Source organism: Bacillus suaedaesalsae, assembly GCF_016890225.1.
Taxonomy (GTDB): domain Bacteria; phylum Bacillota; class Bacilli; order Bacillales; family SA4; genus Bacillus_BS; species Bacillus_BS suaedaesalsae.
On the sequence record NZ_JAFELM010000002.1, the window covers coordinates 37,964 to 51,817 of the forward strand.

Genomic DNA, 13,854 nt, shown 5'->3' on the forward strand with positions numbered 1-13,854 from the left:
GGTTCTCTTTGGAACCGTAGGTGAATTTCGAAGGGAGGTTCAAATATGGGTCGCAGCTTGAAAAAAGGACCTTTTGTGGATGACCACTTAATGATTAAGGTTGAGAAAATGAATGAATCTGAGAAAAAGCAAGTAATTAAAACTTGGTCTCGTCGTTCTACTATTTTCCCTCAATTCATTGGTCACACAATTGCTGTATATGATGGCCGCAAACATGTACCAGTATATGTGACTGAGGACATGGTTGGACATAAACTAGGTGAATTCGCACCTACACGTACGTACAAAGGTCACGTTAGTGACGATAAGAAAACAAGACGTTAATGAGAGGAGGCATCTCGATGCAAGCGAAAGCAATAGCTAGAACAGTTCGTATTGCTCCTCGTAAAGTTCGCTTAGTAGTAGATTTAATTCGAGGCAAGCAAGTAGGCGAGGCAATCGCAATTTTACGCCATACACCAAAATCTGCATCTCCAGTTGTAGAAAAGGTTCTTAATTCTGCAATGGCGAATGCTGAACATAACTATGAAATGGATGTTAATAACCTAGTGGTTTCACAAGCATTTGTAGACGAAGGTCCAACGCTGAAGCGTTTCCGTCCACGTGCAATGGGTCGTGCTAGTGCAATTAACAAACGTACGAGTCACATTACGATCGTATTATCAGAAAAGAAGGAGGGATAAGCTGTGGGTCAAAAAGTTAATCCGGTCGGTCTGCGTATTGGTGTAATCCGTGATTGGGAATCCAAATGGTTCGCTGGTAAAGATTATGCAGATCTATTACATGAAGATATTAAAATCCGTGAGTATGTAACTAAGCGCCTAGCTGATGCATCAGTTTCTAAAATTGAAATTGAGCGTGCTGCTAACCGTGTAAACGTAACTGTTCACACAGCGAAGCCAGGTATGGTAATTGGTAAAGGTGGTACTGAAGTTGAAGCACTTCGTAAAGCACTTAACCAATTAACTAACAAGCGTGTTCATATTAATATCATGGAAATCAAAAGAGCAGACGTTGATGCAAAATTAGTTGCTGAAAATATTGCTCGTCAACTTGAAAACCGTGTATCATTCCGTCGTGCACAAAAACAAGCAATTCAACGCGCTATGAGATCAGGAGCAAAAGGTATCAAGACAATGGTATCTGGTCGCCTTGGTGGTGCTGATATCGCTCGTTCTGAGTCTTATAGTGAAGGAACTGTTCCACTTCATACACTTCGCGCTGATATCGATTATGCTACAGCAGAAGCTGACACAACATACGGTAAGCTTGGTGTGAAAGTATGGATTTACCGTGGTGAAGTTCTTCCTACTAGAAAGAAAGCGGAAGGAGGAAAATAATAATGTTATTACCTAAACGTGTAAAATACCGTAGAGAACATCGCGGGAAAATGCGTGGTCGTGCTAAAGGTGGTACAGAAGTACACTTTGGTGAGTTCGGATTACAAGCTTTAGAAGCATCTTGGATCACAAACCGCCAAATCGAATCTGCACGTATCGCAATGACTCGTTATATGAAGCGTGGTGGTAAGGTTTGGATTAAGATTTTCCCTTCTAAGCCTTATACAGCAAAACCACTTGAAGTACGTATGGGTTCCGGTAAAGGGGCTCCTGAAGGATGGGTAGCAGTAGTTAAGCCAGGAAAAGTAATGTTCGAAATCGCGGGTGTTTCTGAAGAAATCGCACGTGAAGCATTACGTCTTGCTTCTCACAAACTACCAATCAAAACTAAGTTCGTAAAACGTGAAGAAATTGGTGGTGAATCTAATGAAAGCTAATGAAATCCGTGATCTAACCACTGCCGAAATTGAACAAAAAGTGAAATCACTAAAGGAAGAATTATTTAATCTTCGCTTCCAATTAGCTACTGGTCAATTAGAAAACACAGCTCGCATTCGCGAAGTACGCAAATCAATCGCTCGTATGAAAACTGTAGTACGTGAAAGAGAGCTAAGCGTTAAATAATCAACCCTGAGAGGAGGTTTGCTGAATGACTGAGCGTAACCAACGTAAGGTTTACACTGGACGTGTTGTATCTGACAAAATGGATAAAACAATCACAGTTCTAGTAGAGACTTACAAGAAACACACTCTATACGGAAAGCGTGTAAAGTACTCTAAGAAGTTTAAAGCTCATGATGAGTTAAACCAAGCAAAGACGGGCGATATCGTACGTATCATGGAAACTCGTCCTCTATCTGCTACAAAGCGTTTCCGTTTAGTAGAAGTAGTTGAGAAAGCCGTAATTATCTAATTTATGTTCGGATCATGTTAATTCCGAAGGGAGGTCTCATAGTATGATTCAACAAGAATCTCGTTTGAAGGTTGCTGACAACTCTGGTGCACGTGAAGTACTAACTATTAAAGTACTTGGTGGTTCTGGTAGAAAAACTGCTAACATCGGTGACGTAATCGTTGTAACAGTGAAACAAGCAACACCAGGAGGCGTTGTTAAAAAGGGCGACGTTGTAAAGGCTGTTGTAGTAAGAACGAAGAGTGGTATGCGTCGTAAAGATGGTTCATACATCCGTTTTGATGAAAACGCATGTGTAATCATCCGTGACGATAAGAGCCCTCGTGGAACACGTATCTTCGGACCAGTTGCACGTGAATTACGTGATAGCAACTTCATGAAGATCGTTTCACTAGCTCCAGAAGTTCTATAATATAATTTTTAAAAATACTAAAGCCTTGTAAGAGGAGGTGCACGAACGATGCATGTGAAAAAAGGCGATAAAGTACAAGTTATCTCTGGTAAAGACAAGGGCAAGCAAGGAGTTATCCTTGAGGCGTTCCCAAAGAAGGATCGCGTTCTAGTTGAAGGAGTTAACATAGTTAAGAAGCATTCAAAACCATCACAAGCTAACCCTCAAGGTGGTATTATCAGCAAAGAAGCACCGATTCATGTATCTAATGTAATGCCGTTAGATCCAAAGAGCGGTGTTCCGACAAGAGTGGGCTATCAAGTGGTTGATGGTAAAAAGGTGCGTATTGCAAAAGTTTCTGGTGAATCTTTAGATAAATAATGTATGAAAGGAGGTCAACGGAATGAACCGCCTAAAAGAAAAGTATCAAAACGAAGTTACAGCTGCTTTAATGAGCAAGTTTAACTATAAATCTGTTATGCAAGTTCCAAAACTTGAAAAGATCGTTATCAACATGGGTGTTGGTGATGCAGTAGCAAACGCTAAAGCATTAGACAATGCTGTTGAAGAATTAACTACACTTTCAGGACAAAAGCCTGTAGTAACAAGAGCAAAGAAATCTATCGCTGGTTTCCGTTTACGTGAAGGTATGCCGATTGGTGCGAAAGTTACTCTACGTGGAGAACGCATGTATGAGTTCTTAGACAAGTTAATCGCTGTATCATTACCACGTGTACGTGACTTCCGTGGTATTTCTAAGAAATCTTTCGATGGTCGCGGTAACTATACACTTGGTGTAAAAGAACAAATTATCTTCCCTGAAATTGATTACGATAAAGTAAGCAAAGTTCGTGGAATGGATATTGTTATCGTTACTACTGCTAATACTGATGAAGAAGCACGTGAACTATTAACTCAATTTGGAATGCCGTTCCAAAAGTAATAAATGCCTATTGAAGAGGAGGCGAAACTGTGGCTAAAAAATCAATGATTGCAAAGCAAAAGCGCGAGCAAAAATTTAAAGTACAAGAGTATACACGTTGCGAACGTTGCGGACGTCCACACTCAGTGCTACGTAAATTTAAGCTTTGCCGTATTTGTTTCCGTGAGCTCGCTTATAAAGGGCAAATTCCAGGTGTAAAGAAGGCTAGTTGGTAATACTTAAAGGTGGGAAGGAGGTAAAATTCAATGGTCATGACAGATCCAATTGCAGATATGCTTACTCGCATTCGTAATGCGAACATGGTACGTCACGAAAAACTAGAAATCCCAGCATCAAAATTGAAGAGAGAAATCGCTGAAATTTTAAAGCGCGAAGGTTTCGTACGTGACGTTGAATTCGTAGAAGATAACAAACAAGGTATCCTACGTATTTTCTTAAAGTACGGTGCAAATAACGAACGCGTTATTACTGGATTAAAGAAAATTAGTAAGCCTGGTCTACGTGTATACGCAAAGGCTGATGAAGTACCTCGTGTACTAAATGGTTTAGGTATCGCGATCGTTTCAACTTCTAACGGTGTTATCACTGATAAAGAAGCTCGTCAAAAGCAAGTTGGCGGAGAAGTACTCGCATACGTTTGGTAATCACTTGTAAGAAAAGAGAGGTGAAAACAGAATGTCTCGTATCGGTAAAAAACCAGTTGAGATCCCTGCTGGTGTAACATTAACTAACAACAACAATACAGTTACAGTTAAAGGACCAAAGGGTGAATTAACTCGTACATTCCATCCAGATATGGTAATCAAATTAGAGGATAACGTACTAACAGTTACACGTCCTTCTGATATTAAAGAACATAGAGCTCTACATGGTACTACTACTGCTCTACTATCTAACATGGTAGAAGGTGTAACAAAAGGATTTGAAAGAGGCCTTGAATTAATCGGGGTTGGATATCGTGCTGCAAAGCAAGGTAACAAACTTGTATTAAACGTTGGGTACTCTCATCCAGTAGAGATCACACCAGAACAAGGAATTGAAATTGAAGTTCCTGCAAACACAAAGGTAATTGTTAAAGGTATAGATAAAGAGCGTGTTGGTGCGCTTGCTGCTAACATCCGTGACGTTCGTCCACCAGAGCCTTACAAAGGTAAAGGTATTCGTTATGAAGGTGAATTTGTACGTCGTAAAGAAGGTAAGACTGCGAAGTAATTACCATTAGGTAAGAGAAAGGAGTGACCTAAATGATTACGAAACCAGATAAAAATGCGACTCGTAAGAAAAGACATGCACGTGTACGCTCTAAGCTTACAGGTACAGCACAACGTCCGCGTTTAAATGTGTTCCGTTCTAATCAGCATATTTATGCACAAGTAATCGATGACACAAACTCTGTAACTATTGCGAGTGCATCAACTTTAGATAAAGAATTATCTGCAAGTTCAACTGGTAATGTTGAAGCTGCTAAGCTAGTAGGTGAACTAGTAGCAAAGCGTGCGATCGAGAAGGGTGTTTCTTCAATCGTATTTGACCGTGGTGGTTACTTATACCATGGACGTGTAAAAGCTTTAGCAGATGCTGCTCGTGAAGCAGGTCTTGAATTCTAATAAAAAGGAGGGACATACATGCGTCGCATTGATCCAAACAAATTGGAACTAGAAGAACGTGTAGTTGCCGTTAACCGTGTAGCTAAAGTAGTTAAAGGTGGACGTCGTTTCCGCTTTGCTGCATTAGTTGTGGTAGGCGATAAAAATGGTAATGTAGGATTTGGAACAGGGAAAGCTCAAGAAGTACCTGAAGCAATCCGTAAAGCTATCGAAGATGCTAAGAAAAACTTAGTTACTGTACCAATGGTTGGTACTACAATTCCTCACGAAGTAATCGGACAATTTGGTGCTGGTAACATTTTAATGAAGCCTGCATCTGAAGGTACTGGAGTTATTGCTGGTGGTCCTGTTCGTGCGGTACTAGAATTAGCTGGTGTAAGTGATATCCTTTCTAAGTCTCTAGGATCTAACACACCAATTAACATGGTACGTGCAACAATCAACGGTTTAAAGAGCTTAAAGCGTGCTGAAGATGTTGCAAAACTACGTGGTAAAACGGTAGAAGAACTGTTAGGATAAGGAGGGAATTATTATGTCAAAAAAATTAGAAATTACCCTCACTCGCAGTGTAATTGGTCGTCCAGAAAGTCAACGTGTTACAGTGAAGACTCTTGGTTTAAACAAATTACACCAAACAGTTGTACACGAAGATAATGCTGCGATTCGCGGAATGATTAACAAAGTTTCTCACCTTGTTACGGTAAAAGAACAATAATTATATAAACTGTTATAATAAGGAGGTGCCCAAATGAAACTTCATGAATTAAAACCAACTGAGGGTTCTCGTAAAGAACGTAACCGTCTTGGACGCGGAATCGGGTCAGGTAACGGTAAGACTGCAGGTAAGGGTCACAAAGGTCAAAACGCACGTTCAGGCGGCGGTGTTCGTCCTGGATTTGAAGGTGGTCAAACGCCTTTATTCCAACGTCTTCCAAAGCGTGGTTTTACTAACATTAATCGTAAGGAGTTTACAATTGTAAACTTAGAAACTCTTAATAGGTTTGAAGAAGGAACAGAAGTTACACCAGAATTACTAATCGAAACTGGTGTGATCAGCAAGTATACTGCTGGCGTGAAAATCCTTGGAAAAGGTAAGCTAGACAAGAAACTTACTGTCAAAGCTCATAAATTCTCTTCTTCAGCAAAAGAGGCGATCGAAGCTATTGGCGGTAAAACTGAGGTGGTTTAATGTTTCAGACAATCTCCAATCTTATGCGCGTGAGTGATTTACGTAGTAAAATTGTTTTCACTCTTTTAATGCTTGTTATCTTCCGTCTTGGAACATTTATACCTGTTCCTGGGGTTAATACAGAATTTCTTAAGTTTCAAGATGAATATGATGTGTTTGGATTACTGAACACATTTGGTGGAGGCGCCCTACAAAACTTCTCAATCTTTGCTATGGGTATTATGCCTTACATTACAGCATCCATCATTGTTCAACTACTGCAGATGGATGTTGTTCCAAAGTTCACAGAGTGGGCAAAGCAAGGTGAAGTAGGGCGACGTAAACTAGCTCAGTTTACCCGTTATGGAACCATTGTTCTTGGATTCATTCAAGCAATTGGTATGTCAATTGGATTTAACAATCTTGCTGGCGGACAATTAATTGAAAATCCAAGCCCTTTAACTTATTTATTTATCGCAACTGTGTTGACTGCTGGTACAGCTTTCTTAATGTGGCTTGGTGAACAAATCACTTCTAAGGGAGTAGGAAACGGGATTTCAATCCTGATCTTCGCAGGTATCGTTGCAGCTATTCCAACAACAGTTAACCAAATTTATGCACAGCAAATCCAAGATGCAGGAGATCAATTGTTCTTAAATATCGTAACAGTTGTACTAATTTTGATTGCTGTTTTAGCTATTGTTGTGGGTGTTATTTTCATTCAACAAGCTCTTCGTAAGATTCCAGTTCAATACGCGAAGAAATTAGTTGGAAAAAGCCCTGTAGGGGGACAATCCACACATATTCCTTTAAAGGTTAATGCTGCAGGTGTTATTCCAGTAATCTTTGCCGTTTCATTTATCATTACTCCACCAACGATTGCTTCGTTCTTTGGAACTAATGATGTGACTACATGGATTCAAAATACATTTGATTATACAAAGCCAATCGGTATGATTGTATATGTTGCATTAATTATTGCCTTCTCTTATTTCTATACATTTGTCCAAGTTAACCCTGAACAAATGGCAGATAACCTTAAGAAGCAAGGTGGCTATATTCCAGGCATTCGCCCAGGAAGAAGCACACAGGAGTTTATTACGAAGATTCTATATCGTTTAACTTTTGTAGGTTCACTTTTCTTGGCACTTATTTCTGTCTTACCTGTATTCTTCATTAATATTGCAGATTTACCACAATCAGCACAAATTGGAGGAACTAGTTTGCTAATCGTTGTTGGTGTTGCACTTGACACGATGAAACAATTAGAGAGCCAGCTTGTGAAGAGACACTACAAAGGATTTATGAAACAGTAGAGTAAGGATTTTCCTTCCTACTGTCTCATGTAACTTAGGAGGTAAATTTGAAATGAATTTAATATTAATGGGTTTGCCTGGTGCTGGTAAAGGTACTCAAGCAGAGCAAATTGTAGAAAACTATAACATTCCTCACATCTCAACAGGTGATATGTTTAGAGCTGCAATGAGTGAAGGTACTGAGCTTGGCTTAAAGGCAAAATCGTTTATGGATCAGGGACAATTAGTACCAGATGAAGTAACAATAGGTATTGTTCGTGAACGCTTAGGCAAAGATGACTGTAAAAAGGGCTTCCTTTTAGATGGTTTTCCGCGCACAGTAGCTCAAGCCGAAGCACTAGAAGTTATGCTTTCTGACTTAGAACGTACGCTAGATTATGTACTACACATCCATGTAGACCAAAGTCTTCTATTGGATCGTCTTACAGGTCGAAGAATTTGTAAGAATTGTGGAGCAACATATCATTTAATCTTTAACCCACCTGCAAACGAAGGTGTTTGTGATAAGTGTGGCGGAGAATTGTATCAACGTGCAGACGATAATGCAGAAACTGTTGGTAATCGTCTTGAAGTGAATACAAAACAAATGAAACCTTTACTTGATTTCTATCAAGCAAAAGGATATCTTCGTACAATCGATGGTGAGCAAGAGATAGACCAAGTATATGTAAACATCGATGAACTATTAAAGGGACTAAACAAATGATCATTTGTAAAACCCCGCGCGAAATCGACATCATGCGTGAAGCTGGAAAAATAGTTGCATTAACTCATCAAGAGTTAATCAACCATATACAACCAGGAGTTACGACTAAGGAACTGGATGCAATTGCAGAAGGAATTATTCGTAAATATGGTGCGACACCATCCTTTAAAGGGTATAATGGATTTCGCGGAAGTATATGTGCATCTGTGAATGAAGAACTCGTTCATGGAATTCCAGGAGACCGCATCCTGAAAGATGGAGATATCATTAGTATTGATATCGGTGCAAACTATAATGGCTATCACGGTGACTCAGCTTGGACATACGGTGTAGGAACTATATCAGATGATGACAGGCGTTTACTAGAGGTTACTGAAGAATCACTTTATCAAGGTTTAAAAGAAGCAAAAGCTGGTGTTCGTTTAACGAATATCTCTCATGCAATTCAAGTCTATGTGGAAGCAAACAACTTCTCAGTTGTTCGTGAATATGTAGGTCACGGTATTGGCCAGGAACTGCATGAAGATCCTCAAATACCTCACTATGGACCTCCTAACAAGGGACCGAGGTTAAAGCCGGGCATGGTTCTTGCAATTGAACCAATGGTGAATGCAGGTAGCCGCTATGTTAGAACGTTAGAAGATGACTGGACAGTTGTAACTGTTGATGGACAAAATTGTGCTCATTTTGAGCATACCATTGCGATTACAGAAGAAGGTTTTGAAATTCTAACAAAAGCCTAGTGTGAATAGCTATCTTGAATTACTTGATAACGTTTCTCCGGAAGTTCAGAACAGTATTAGTCAATCAGACCCGAGTGAAATTCGGAAAGGTACATGATGCTTTTCTAGGAGTTACTGGGGAATAGGTTGCTGATTTGAAGAAGGGAGAGCTTGTTAATGGCAAAAGAAGATGTAATTGAAGTAGAAGGTACTATAATCGATACATTACCGAATGCAATGTTTAAAGTTGAGCTGGAAAATGGTCATGTTGTGCTAGCTCACGTATCAGGTAAAATTCGTATGCACTTCATCCGTATCTTACCTGGTGATAAAGTAACAGTTGAATTGTCGCCATATGATTTAACACGTGGTCGTATAACGTACCGCTTTAAATAAAAAAATTATCCAGCACTCCGTAATATCAAGGAGGTTTAAAAGATGAAAGTAAGACCATCCGTAAAGCCGATCTGCGAAAAATGTAAAGTTATTCGCCGTAGAGGTAAAGTAATGGTTATTTGTGAAAATCCAAAACATAAGCAAAAACAAGGTTAATCTAGAAGGAGGTGCTTAATTAATGGCACGTATTGCAGGTGTTGATATACCACGTGATAAGCGTGTTGTAATTTCCTTAACTTATATATTCGGTATCGGAAAATCAACAGCACAAAAAGTTCTTGCTGAAGCTGGTGTTTCAGAAGAAACTCGTGTTCGTGATCTAACAGAAGATGAATTAGGTAAAATCCGTGAAGCAATTGACAGCTTAAAAGTTGAAGGGGATCTTCGTCGTGAAGTTTCTTTAAACATTAAGCGTCTAATTGAAATCGGTGCATTCCGCGGTCTTCGTCACCGTCGTAGCTTACCAGTTCGCGGTCAAAATACTAAGAACAACGCACGTACTCGTAAGGGTCCACGTCGTACAGTAGCTAACAAGAAGAAATAGTAAAGGAGGAAACCAGAATGGCTCGTAAAACTAATACACGTAAGCGTCGTGTTAAAAAGAATGTCGAGACTGGTATTGCACATATCCGTTCTACATTCAATAACACAATCGTAACTATTACTGACTCACATGGTAATGCATTATCATGGTCAAGCGCTGGTGCACTAGGCTTCAAAGGTTCTCGTAAATCTACTCCATTCGCATCTCAAATGGCTGCTGAAACAGCTGCTAAGACTGCAATGGAACACGGTTTAAAAACTCTTGAAGTTACAGTTAAAGGCCCTGGAGCTGGACGTGAAGCTGCGATTCGTGCTCTTCAAGCAGCAGGTCTTGAAGTAACAGCAATCAAAGACGTTACTCCAGTACCTCACAATGGTTGCCGTCCACCAAAACGTCGTCGCGTATAATTTTATTGGTATAGAATTTGAAACCCTGTCAATAATGGGATATGATACGATAATTTTGTATAAAAAAATGTTTGAAAACATTGATCAAGTTGTTGTGCATACAAAACGGGAACTGCCTAATGGGGAATTTCGGTTAGACTCTATAAGTCTAGCCGAGGTTTCGACGTTTTGAAGGAGGGTTTATAATGATCGAAATTGAAAAACCAAAAATCGAAACGGTTGAAATCAGCGATGATGCCAAATACGGTAAATTTGTCGTGGAACCACTTGAGCGTGGATATGGTACAACTTTGGGTAACTCCTTACGTCGTATACTATTATCTTCACTACCTGGTGCTGCTGTATCCGCTATTCAAATAGATGGTGTACTGCATGAGTTCTCAACTATCGAAGGTGTCGTAGAAGATGTTACAACCATCATCTTGAATCTTAAGAAGCTTGCTCTCAAGATTTATTCTGACGACGAGAAGACTCTTGAGATTGATGTGACGGGTGAACGTATTATCACAGCTGCGGACATTACTCATGATAGTGATGTAGAGATTTTAAACCCTGATCTTCACATTGCCACTTTAGCAAAAGATGCTACACTTCGTATGCGTTTAACTGCAAGACGTGGTAGAGGCTATACACCAGCTGATTTAAATAAAAGAGAAGACCAGCCCATAGGTGTTATTCCAATTGATTCGATTTATACACCTGTCTCTCGTGTGACCTACCAAGTAGAAAACACACGTGTAGGTCAAGTGTCTAACTTTGATAAGTTAACTCTTGATGTTTGGACTGATGGAAGCATCGGACCAAAAGAGGCAGTTGCACTTGGTGCGAAAATTTTAACAGAACACTTAAATATCTTCGTTGGTCTAACGGATGAGGCACAAAATGCTGAAATCATGGTTGAGAAAGAAGAAGACCAAAAAGAAAAAGTGCTTGAAATGACAATTGAAGAGTTAGACTTATCTGTCCGTTCTTACAATTGCCTAAAGCGTGCTGGTATTAATACCGTACAAGAACTTGCACATAAAACTGAAGAAGATATGATGAAGGTTCGTAATCTTGGACGTAAGTCTTTAGAGGAAGTTAAACATAAGCTAGAAGAATTAGGGTTAGGTCTTCGTAAGGACGATTAATCGATACTTACTATCATTAAATTGCTAGAAGCCTTATACTCACCATCTTCTTGTTAAGATATACAGAAACATTTCAACAAAAGGAGGGAACTTCCGATGGGATATCAAAAACTAGGACGTACTAGTGCTCAGCGTAAAGCTTTACTACGTGACTTAGCTACTGACTTAATTATTAACGAGCGCATCGAAACAACTGAAGCTAGAGCGAAAGAACTAAAATCAGTTGTAGAAAAGATGATCACTCTAGGTAAGCGTGGCGATCTTCATGCACGTCGTCAAGCTGCTGCTTACATCCGTCATGAAGTAGCGAATGAAGAAACTAACCAAGACGCTATTCAAAAGCTATTCGGTGATATCGCACCTCGTTTTGCAGAACGTCAAGGTGGATATACTCGTATCATGAAGCTTGGACCTCGTCGTGGTGACGGTGCACCAATGGTAATTATTGAATTGGTGTAATTTAATACACATGACTACTGAAAGGGCGGAACAGTTCAAGTAACTGGATCTAAGCCCTTTTTTGTATTGATTTAAAAGAAGAGCAGAGACAAGACTAGATGAGCCTGGAGGGGAGAATTCATGGAGGAGAATTTAGTTTCAGTTGAAGGGATTTCCTTTCAATATCCAAATCAAGAACAATATGCACTACAAGACGTTTCGTTTTCTGTAAGAAAAGGTGAATGGTTAGCGATTGTTGGACATAACGGTTCTGGTAAATCTACCATAGCTAAGCTACTTAGTGGATTAATGCTTCCTACTAGTGGGGAGATTCGATTGATGGACGACATCATGTTAACAGAGGATACCGTGTGGGACTTTAGAAATCATATTGGAATGGTTTTTCAAAATCCTGATAACCAATTTGTTGGTACGACGGTAAAGGATGATGTGGCTTTTGGTTTAGAAAATAAGGGAGTCGCTCGTGAGGAAATGATTAAGCGGATAGACAGTAGTTTATCATTAGTGAATATGCATCAGTTTCTTGATCAAGAGCCGCACCATTTATCAGGAGGACAAAAGCAAAGAGTAGCGATTGCAAGTATTCTAGCAATCGAGCCATCTATTATTTTGTTAGATGAGGCAACTTCGATGCTTGATCCTAAAGGTCGTCATGAAGTAATACAAACTGTCAATGAAATTCGAATAAATAAGCATATTACTGTAATTTCTATTACTCATGATTTAGAGGAAGCAGCAAAAGCTGATCGAATCATTGTGTTAAACAAAGGGAACGTATTTGCAGAAGGAACTCCATCTGATATTTTTCAGTTAGATGTAGAACTTGAGGAGATTGGACTAGATATACCATTTCCAACAAAAGTTTATAAACTGTTAAAAGATAAGGGCCTTTCTCTTCACAACTCACCACTTACAGAGGAAGGGTTGATTAAAGAGTTATGGAAATAAAGGTAGAAAAATTAACACACATCTATCAGGAAAAGTCCCCCTTTGAACGATTAGCCCTCCATGAAATAGATTTAGAGATTGAAAAAGGATCTTTTGTGGCTTTCATTGGTCATACTGGTTCGGGGAAGTCAACCATTATACAGCACTTAAACGCTTTATTAAAGCCATCAGAAGGCAAGGTAACAGTCGGTGACTATACAATAACAGCAACGGGAAAGGAAAAGCAACTTAAACCTTTACGAAAAAAGGTAGGAATGGTTTTTCAATTCCCAGAACATCAGTTGTTTGAAGAAACCGTTGAAAAAGATATCTGCTTTGGGCCGATGAATTTTGGTATTTCAGAGGATGTAGCTAAACAGAGGGCAAAGGAGTCTCTTTTATTAGTAGGGTTACCTGAGGAGCTTCTGCAACGCTCTCCATTTGAATTAAGTGGTGGTCAGATGAGACGTGTGGCAATTGCAGGTGTTCTTGCTATGGAACCTGATATCATTATTTTAGATGAACCGACCGCAGGTCTAGATCCTCGTGGCCGAAAAGAAATTATGAATATGTTCGCATCTTTACATGAAGACAAGAAGTTAACCACAATACTTGTCACTCATAGTATGGAGGATGCAGCCAGTTATGCAGACCAAATCGTTGTAATGGAACAGGGAAAAATATTACTAAAAGGGACTCCAGATAACATTTTCTCACAAGGTGATATTTTGCAATCTGTTGGATTAGATGTGCCAGAAACATATCGTTTCAAGGAAAAGTTAGAATTAATTTCTGGCAAGAAAATAGAGGGTTCTTTCCTTACAGTTGAAGATATGGTTGACTCTATCTTTCAATTCCTCGAAAAGGAGGGGAAAGTATGAGTTT

At 39.5% G+C, this 13,854-nt stretch carries 27 protein-coding genes; all 27 read left to right on the forward strand.

Annotated features, from left to right (window positions below):
* Positions 1 to 45: 45 nt before the first annotated feature.
* The 27 genes from rpsS (at position 46) to JR050_RS00480 (ending at position 13,850) form a co-directional block, all read left to right on the forward strand.
* Entirely contained in the window at positions 46 to 324 is a 279-nt protein-coding gene (gene rpsS, locus JR050_RS00350; RefSeq protein WP_204201546.1) for a 30S ribosomal protein S19, read from the forward strand.
* 17 nt (positions 325 to 341) lie between these two features.
* Positions 342 to 683, forward strand: a complete 342-nt coding sequence (gene rplV, locus JR050_RS00355) for a 50S ribosomal protein L22 (protein WP_204201547.1) — start codon at positions 342 to 344, stop codon at positions 681 to 683.
* 3 nt (positions 684 to 686) lie between these two features.
* Positions 687 to 1,340: a 30S ribosomal protein S3 gene (gene rpsC, locus JR050_RS00360; protein WP_204201548.1), complete on the forward strand. Its 654-nt coding sequence runs from the start codon at positions 687 to 689 to the stop codon at positions 1,338 to 1,340.
* 2 nt (positions 1,341 to 1,342) lie between these two features.
* Complete coding sequence (gene rplP, locus JR050_RS00365) at positions 1,343 to 1,777, forward strand: 50S ribosomal protein L16 (protein WP_149221291.1); 435 nt, start codon at positions 1,343 to 1,345, stop codon at positions 1,775 to 1,777.
* Complete coding sequence (gene rpmC / locus JR050_RS00370; RefSeq protein ID WP_149221290.1) at positions 1,767 to 1,964, forward strand: 50S ribosomal protein L29; 198 nt, start codon at positions 1,767 to 1,769, stop codon at positions 1,962 to 1,964. The genes rplP and rpmC overlap by 11 nt, the downstream gene beginning before the upstream one ends.
* Positions 1,965 to 1,989: 25 nt before the next feature.
* Complete coding sequence (gene rpsQ / locus JR050_RS00375; RefSeq protein WP_204201549.1) at positions 1,990 to 2,253, forward strand: 30S ribosomal protein S17; 264 nt, start codon at positions 1,990 to 1,992, stop codon at positions 2,251 to 2,253.
* Between the two features lie 43 nt (positions 2,254 to 2,296).
* Positions 2,297 to 2,665 carry a 50S ribosomal protein L14 gene (gene rplN / locus JR050_RS00380; protein ID WP_149221288.1) on the forward strand — a complete coding sequence of 123 codons (369 nt, stop codon included), beginning with the start codon at positions 2,297 to 2,299 and terminating at the stop codon, positions 2,663 to 2,665.
* A gap of 48 nt (positions 2,666 to 2,713) precedes the next feature.
* Entirely contained in the window at positions 2,714 to 3,025 is a 312-nt protein-coding gene (gene rplX / locus JR050_RS00385) for a 50S ribosomal protein L24 (RefSeq protein WP_204201550.1), read from the forward strand.
* A gap of 22 nt (positions 3,026 to 3,047) precedes the next feature.
* A complete protein-coding gene (gene rplE, locus JR050_RS00390; RefSeq protein ID WP_149221286.1) occupies positions 3,048 to 3,587 on the forward strand; it encodes a 50S ribosomal protein L5 in 540 nt (179 codons plus the stop codon).
* A 29-nt stretch (positions 3,588 to 3,616) separates the two neighbouring features.
* Positions 3,617 to 3,802: a type Z 30S ribosomal protein S14 gene (locus JR050_RS00395; RefSeq protein ID WP_069716795.1), complete on the forward strand. Its 186-nt coding sequence runs from the start codon at positions 3,617 to 3,619 to the stop codon at positions 3,800 to 3,802.
* 30 nt (positions 3,803 to 3,832) lie between these two features.
* Positions 3,833 to 4,231 (forward strand): 30S ribosomal protein S8, encoded by a 399-nt coding sequence (gene rpsH / locus JR050_RS00400; RefSeq protein ID WP_149221285.1) that lies wholly within the window; start codon positions 3,833 to 3,835, stop codon positions 4,229 to 4,231.
* A 31-nt stretch (positions 4,232 to 4,262) separates the two neighbouring features.
* Complete coding sequence (gene rplF / locus JR050_RS00405) at positions 4,263 to 4,799, forward strand: 50S ribosomal protein L6 (RefSeq protein ID WP_204201551.1); 537 nt, start codon at positions 4,263 to 4,265, stop codon at positions 4,797 to 4,799.
* Between the two features lie 32 nt (positions 4,800 to 4,831).
* Complete coding sequence (rplR, locus tag JR050_RS00410) at positions 4,832 to 5,194, forward strand: 50S ribosomal protein L18 (protein ID WP_204201552.1); 363 nt, start codon at positions 4,832 to 4,834, stop codon at positions 5,192 to 5,194.
* 18 nt (positions 5,195 to 5,212) lie between these two features.
* Positions 5,213 to 5,713 (forward strand): 30S ribosomal protein S5, encoded by a 501-nt coding sequence (gene rpsE, locus JR050_RS00415; RefSeq protein WP_149221282.1) that lies wholly within the window; start codon positions 5,213 to 5,215, stop codon positions 5,711 to 5,713.
* Between the two features lie 13 nt (positions 5,714 to 5,726).
* Entirely contained in the window at positions 5,727 to 5,909 is a 183-nt protein-coding gene (gene rpmD, locus JR050_RS00420; RefSeq protein WP_204201553.1) for a 50S ribosomal protein L30, read from the forward strand.
* A gap of 33 nt (positions 5,910 to 5,942) precedes the next feature.
* Positions 5,943 to 6,383, forward strand: coding sequence for a 50S ribosomal protein L15 (gene rplO, locus JR050_RS00425; protein WP_204201554.1), 441 nt, complete (start codon positions 5,943 to 5,945; stop codon positions 6,381 to 6,383).
* The gene (gene secY, locus JR050_RS00430) at positions 6,383 to 7,678 is read left to right on the forward strand and encodes a preprotein translocase subunit SecY (protein ID WP_204201555.1); all 1,296 of its coding nucleotides are present in this window, start codon (positions 6,383 to 6,385) and stop codon (positions 7,676 to 7,678) included. The genes rplO and secY overlap by 1 nt, the downstream gene beginning before the upstream one ends.
* Positions 7,679 to 7,730: 52 nt before the next feature.
* Positions 7,731 to 8,384: an adenylate kinase gene (locus tag JR050_RS00435; protein WP_204201556.1), complete on the forward strand. Its 654-nt coding sequence runs from the start codon at positions 7,731 to 7,733 to the stop codon at positions 8,382 to 8,384.
* Entirely contained in the window at positions 8,381 to 9,127 is a 747-nt protein-coding gene (map, locus tag JR050_RS00440; RefSeq protein WP_204201557.1) for a type I methionyl aminopeptidase, read from the forward strand. Before JR050_RS00435 ends, map begins: the two co-directional genes overlap by 4 nt.
* A 156-nt stretch (positions 9,128 to 9,283) precedes the next feature.
* Positions 9,284 to 9,502 carry a translation initiation factor IF-1 gene (gene infA / locus JR050_RS00445; RefSeq protein ID WP_149221276.1) on the forward strand — a complete coding sequence of 73 codons (219 nt, stop codon included), beginning with the start codon at positions 9,284 to 9,286 and terminating at the stop codon, positions 9,500 to 9,502.
* 42 nt (positions 9,503 to 9,544) lie between these two features.
* Positions 9,545 to 9,658 carry a 50S ribosomal protein L36 gene (rpmJ, locus tag JR050_RS00450; RefSeq protein ID WP_000868344.1) on the forward strand — a complete coding sequence of 38 codons (114 nt, stop codon included), beginning with the start codon at positions 9,545 to 9,547 and terminating at the stop codon, positions 9,656 to 9,658.
* Positions 9,659 to 9,680: 22 nt separating this feature from the next.
* The gene (rpsM, locus tag JR050_RS00455; protein WP_204201558.1) at positions 9,681 to 10,046 is read left to right on the forward strand and encodes a 30S ribosomal protein S13; all 366 of its coding nucleotides are present in this window, start codon (positions 9,681 to 9,683) and stop codon (positions 10,044 to 10,046) included.
* Between the two features lie 17 nt (positions 10,047 to 10,063).
* Positions 10,064 to 10,453 carry a 30S ribosomal protein S11 gene (gene rpsK, locus JR050_RS00460; RefSeq protein ID WP_149221274.1) on the forward strand — a complete coding sequence of 130 codons (390 nt, stop codon included), beginning with the start codon at positions 10,064 to 10,066 and terminating at the stop codon, positions 10,451 to 10,453.
* A 185-nt stretch (positions 10,454 to 10,638) separates the two neighbouring features.
* Positions 10,639 to 11,583 carry a DNA-directed RNA polymerase subunit alpha gene (locus JR050_RS00465; protein WP_204201559.1) on the forward strand — a complete coding sequence of 315 codons (945 nt, stop codon included), beginning with the start codon at positions 10,639 to 10,641 and terminating at the stop codon, positions 11,581 to 11,583.
* A gap of 96 nt (positions 11,584 to 11,679) precedes the next feature.
* On the forward strand, positions 11,680 to 12,042 hold the full coding sequence (gene rplQ, locus JR050_RS00470; RefSeq protein ID WP_149221272.1) for a 50S ribosomal protein L17: 363 nt from the start codon (positions 11,680 to 11,682) through the stop codon (positions 12,040 to 12,042).
* Positions 12,043 to 12,162: 120 nt separating this feature from the next.
* Complete coding sequence (locus JR050_RS00475; RefSeq protein WP_204201560.1) at positions 12,163 to 12,990, forward strand: energy-coupling factor ABC transporter ATP-binding protein; 828 nt, start codon at positions 12,163 to 12,165, stop codon at positions 12,988 to 12,990.
* Entirely contained in the window at positions 12,981 to 13,850 is an 870-nt protein-coding gene (locus JR050_RS00480) for an energy-coupling factor ABC transporter ATP-binding protein (RefSeq protein ID WP_204201561.1), read from the forward strand. The genes JR050_RS00475 and JR050_RS00480 overlap by 10 nt, the downstream gene beginning before the upstream one ends.
* Positions 13,851 to 13,854: the final 4 nt, after the last annotated feature.

Bases quoted from the DNA above. Each gene is read 5' to 3' on its own strand.
- rpsS (WP_204201546.1), top strand. From the start codon at position 46: ATGGGTCGCAGCTTGAAAAAAGGACCTTTTGTGGATGACCACTTAATG.
- rplV (WP_204201547.1), top strand. From the start codon at position 342: ATGCAAGCGAAAGCAATAGCTAGAACAGTTCGTATTGCTCCTCGTAAA.
- rplP (WP_149221291.1), top strand. From the start codon at position 1,343: ATGTTATTACCTAAACGTGTAAAATACCGTAGAGAACATCGCGGGAAA.
- rpmC (WP_149221290.1), top strand. From the start codon at position 1,767: ATGAAAGCTAATGAAATCCGTGATCTAACCACTGCCGAAATTGAACAA.
- rpsQ (WP_204201549.1), top strand. From the start codon at position 1,990: ATGACTGAGCGTAACCAACGTAAGGTTTACACTGGACGTGTTGTATCT.
- rplN (WP_149221288.1), top strand. From the start codon at position 2,297: ATGATTCAACAAGAATCTCGTTTGAAGGTTGCTGACAACTCTGGTGCA.
- rplX (WP_204201550.1), top strand. From the start codon at position 2,714: ATGCATGTGAAAAAAGGCGATAAAGTACAAGTTATCTCTGGTAAAGAC.
- rplE (WP_149221286.1), top strand. From the start codon at position 3,048: ATGAACCGCCTAAAAGAAAAGTATCAAAACGAAGTTACAGCTGCTTTA.
- rpsH (WP_149221285.1), top strand. From the start codon at position 3,833: ATGGTCATGACAGATCCAATTGCAGATATGCTTACTCGCATTCGTAAT.
- rplF (WP_204201551.1), top strand. From the start codon at position 4,263: ATGTCTCGTATCGGTAAAAAACCAGTTGAGATCCCTGCTGGTGTAACA.
- rplR (WP_204201552.1), top strand. From the start codon at position 4,832: ATGATTACGAAACCAGATAAAAATGCGACTCGTAAGAAAAGACATGCA.
- rpsE (WP_149221282.1), top strand. From the start codon at position 5,213: ATGCGTCGCATTGATCCAAACAAATTGGAACTAGAAGAACGTGTAGTT.
- rpmD (WP_204201553.1), top strand. From the start codon at position 5,727: ATGTCAAAAAAATTAGAAATTACCCTCACTCGCAGTGTAATTGGTCGT.
- rplO (WP_204201554.1), top strand. From the start codon at position 5,943: ATGAAACTTCATGAATTAAAACCAACTGAGGGTTCTCGTAAAGAACGT.
- secY (WP_204201555.1), top strand. From the start codon at position 6,383: ATGTTTCAGACAATCTCCAATCTTATGCGCGTGAGTGATTTACGTAGT.
- JR050_RS00435 (WP_204201556.1), top strand. From the start codon at position 7,731: ATGAATTTAATATTAATGGGTTTGCCTGGTGCTGGTAAAGGTACTCAA.
- map (WP_204201557.1), top strand. From the start codon at position 8,381: ATGATCATTTGTAAAACCCCGCGCGAAATCGACATCATGCGTGAAGCT.
- infA (WP_149221276.1), top strand. From the start codon at position 9,284: ATGGCAAAAGAAGATGTAATTGAAGTAGAAGGTACTATAATCGATACA.
- rpmJ (WP_000868344.1), top strand. From the start codon at position 9,545: ATGAAAGTAAGACCATCCGTAAAGCCGATCTGCGAAAAATGTAAAGTT.
- rpsM (WP_204201558.1), top strand. From the start codon at position 9,681: ATGGCACGTATTGCAGGTGTTGATATACCACGTGATAAGCGTGTTGTA.
- rpsK (WP_149221274.1), top strand. From the start codon at position 10,064: ATGGCTCGTAAAACTAATACACGTAAGCGTCGTGTTAAAAAGAATGTC.
- JR050_RS00465 (WP_204201559.1), top strand. From the start codon at position 10,639: ATGATCGAAATTGAAAAACCAAAAATCGAAACGGTTGAAATCAGCGAT.
- rplQ (WP_149221272.1), top strand. From the start codon at position 11,680: ATGGGATATCAAAAACTAGGACGTACTAGTGCTCAGCGTAAAGCTTTA.
- JR050_RS00475 (WP_204201560.1), top strand. From the start codon at position 12,163: ATGGAGGAGAATTTAGTTTCAGTTGAAGGGATTTCCTTTCAATATCCA.
- JR050_RS00480 (WP_204201561.1), top strand. From the start codon at position 12,981: ATGGAAATAAAGGTAGAAAAATTAACACACATCTATCAGGAAAAGTCC.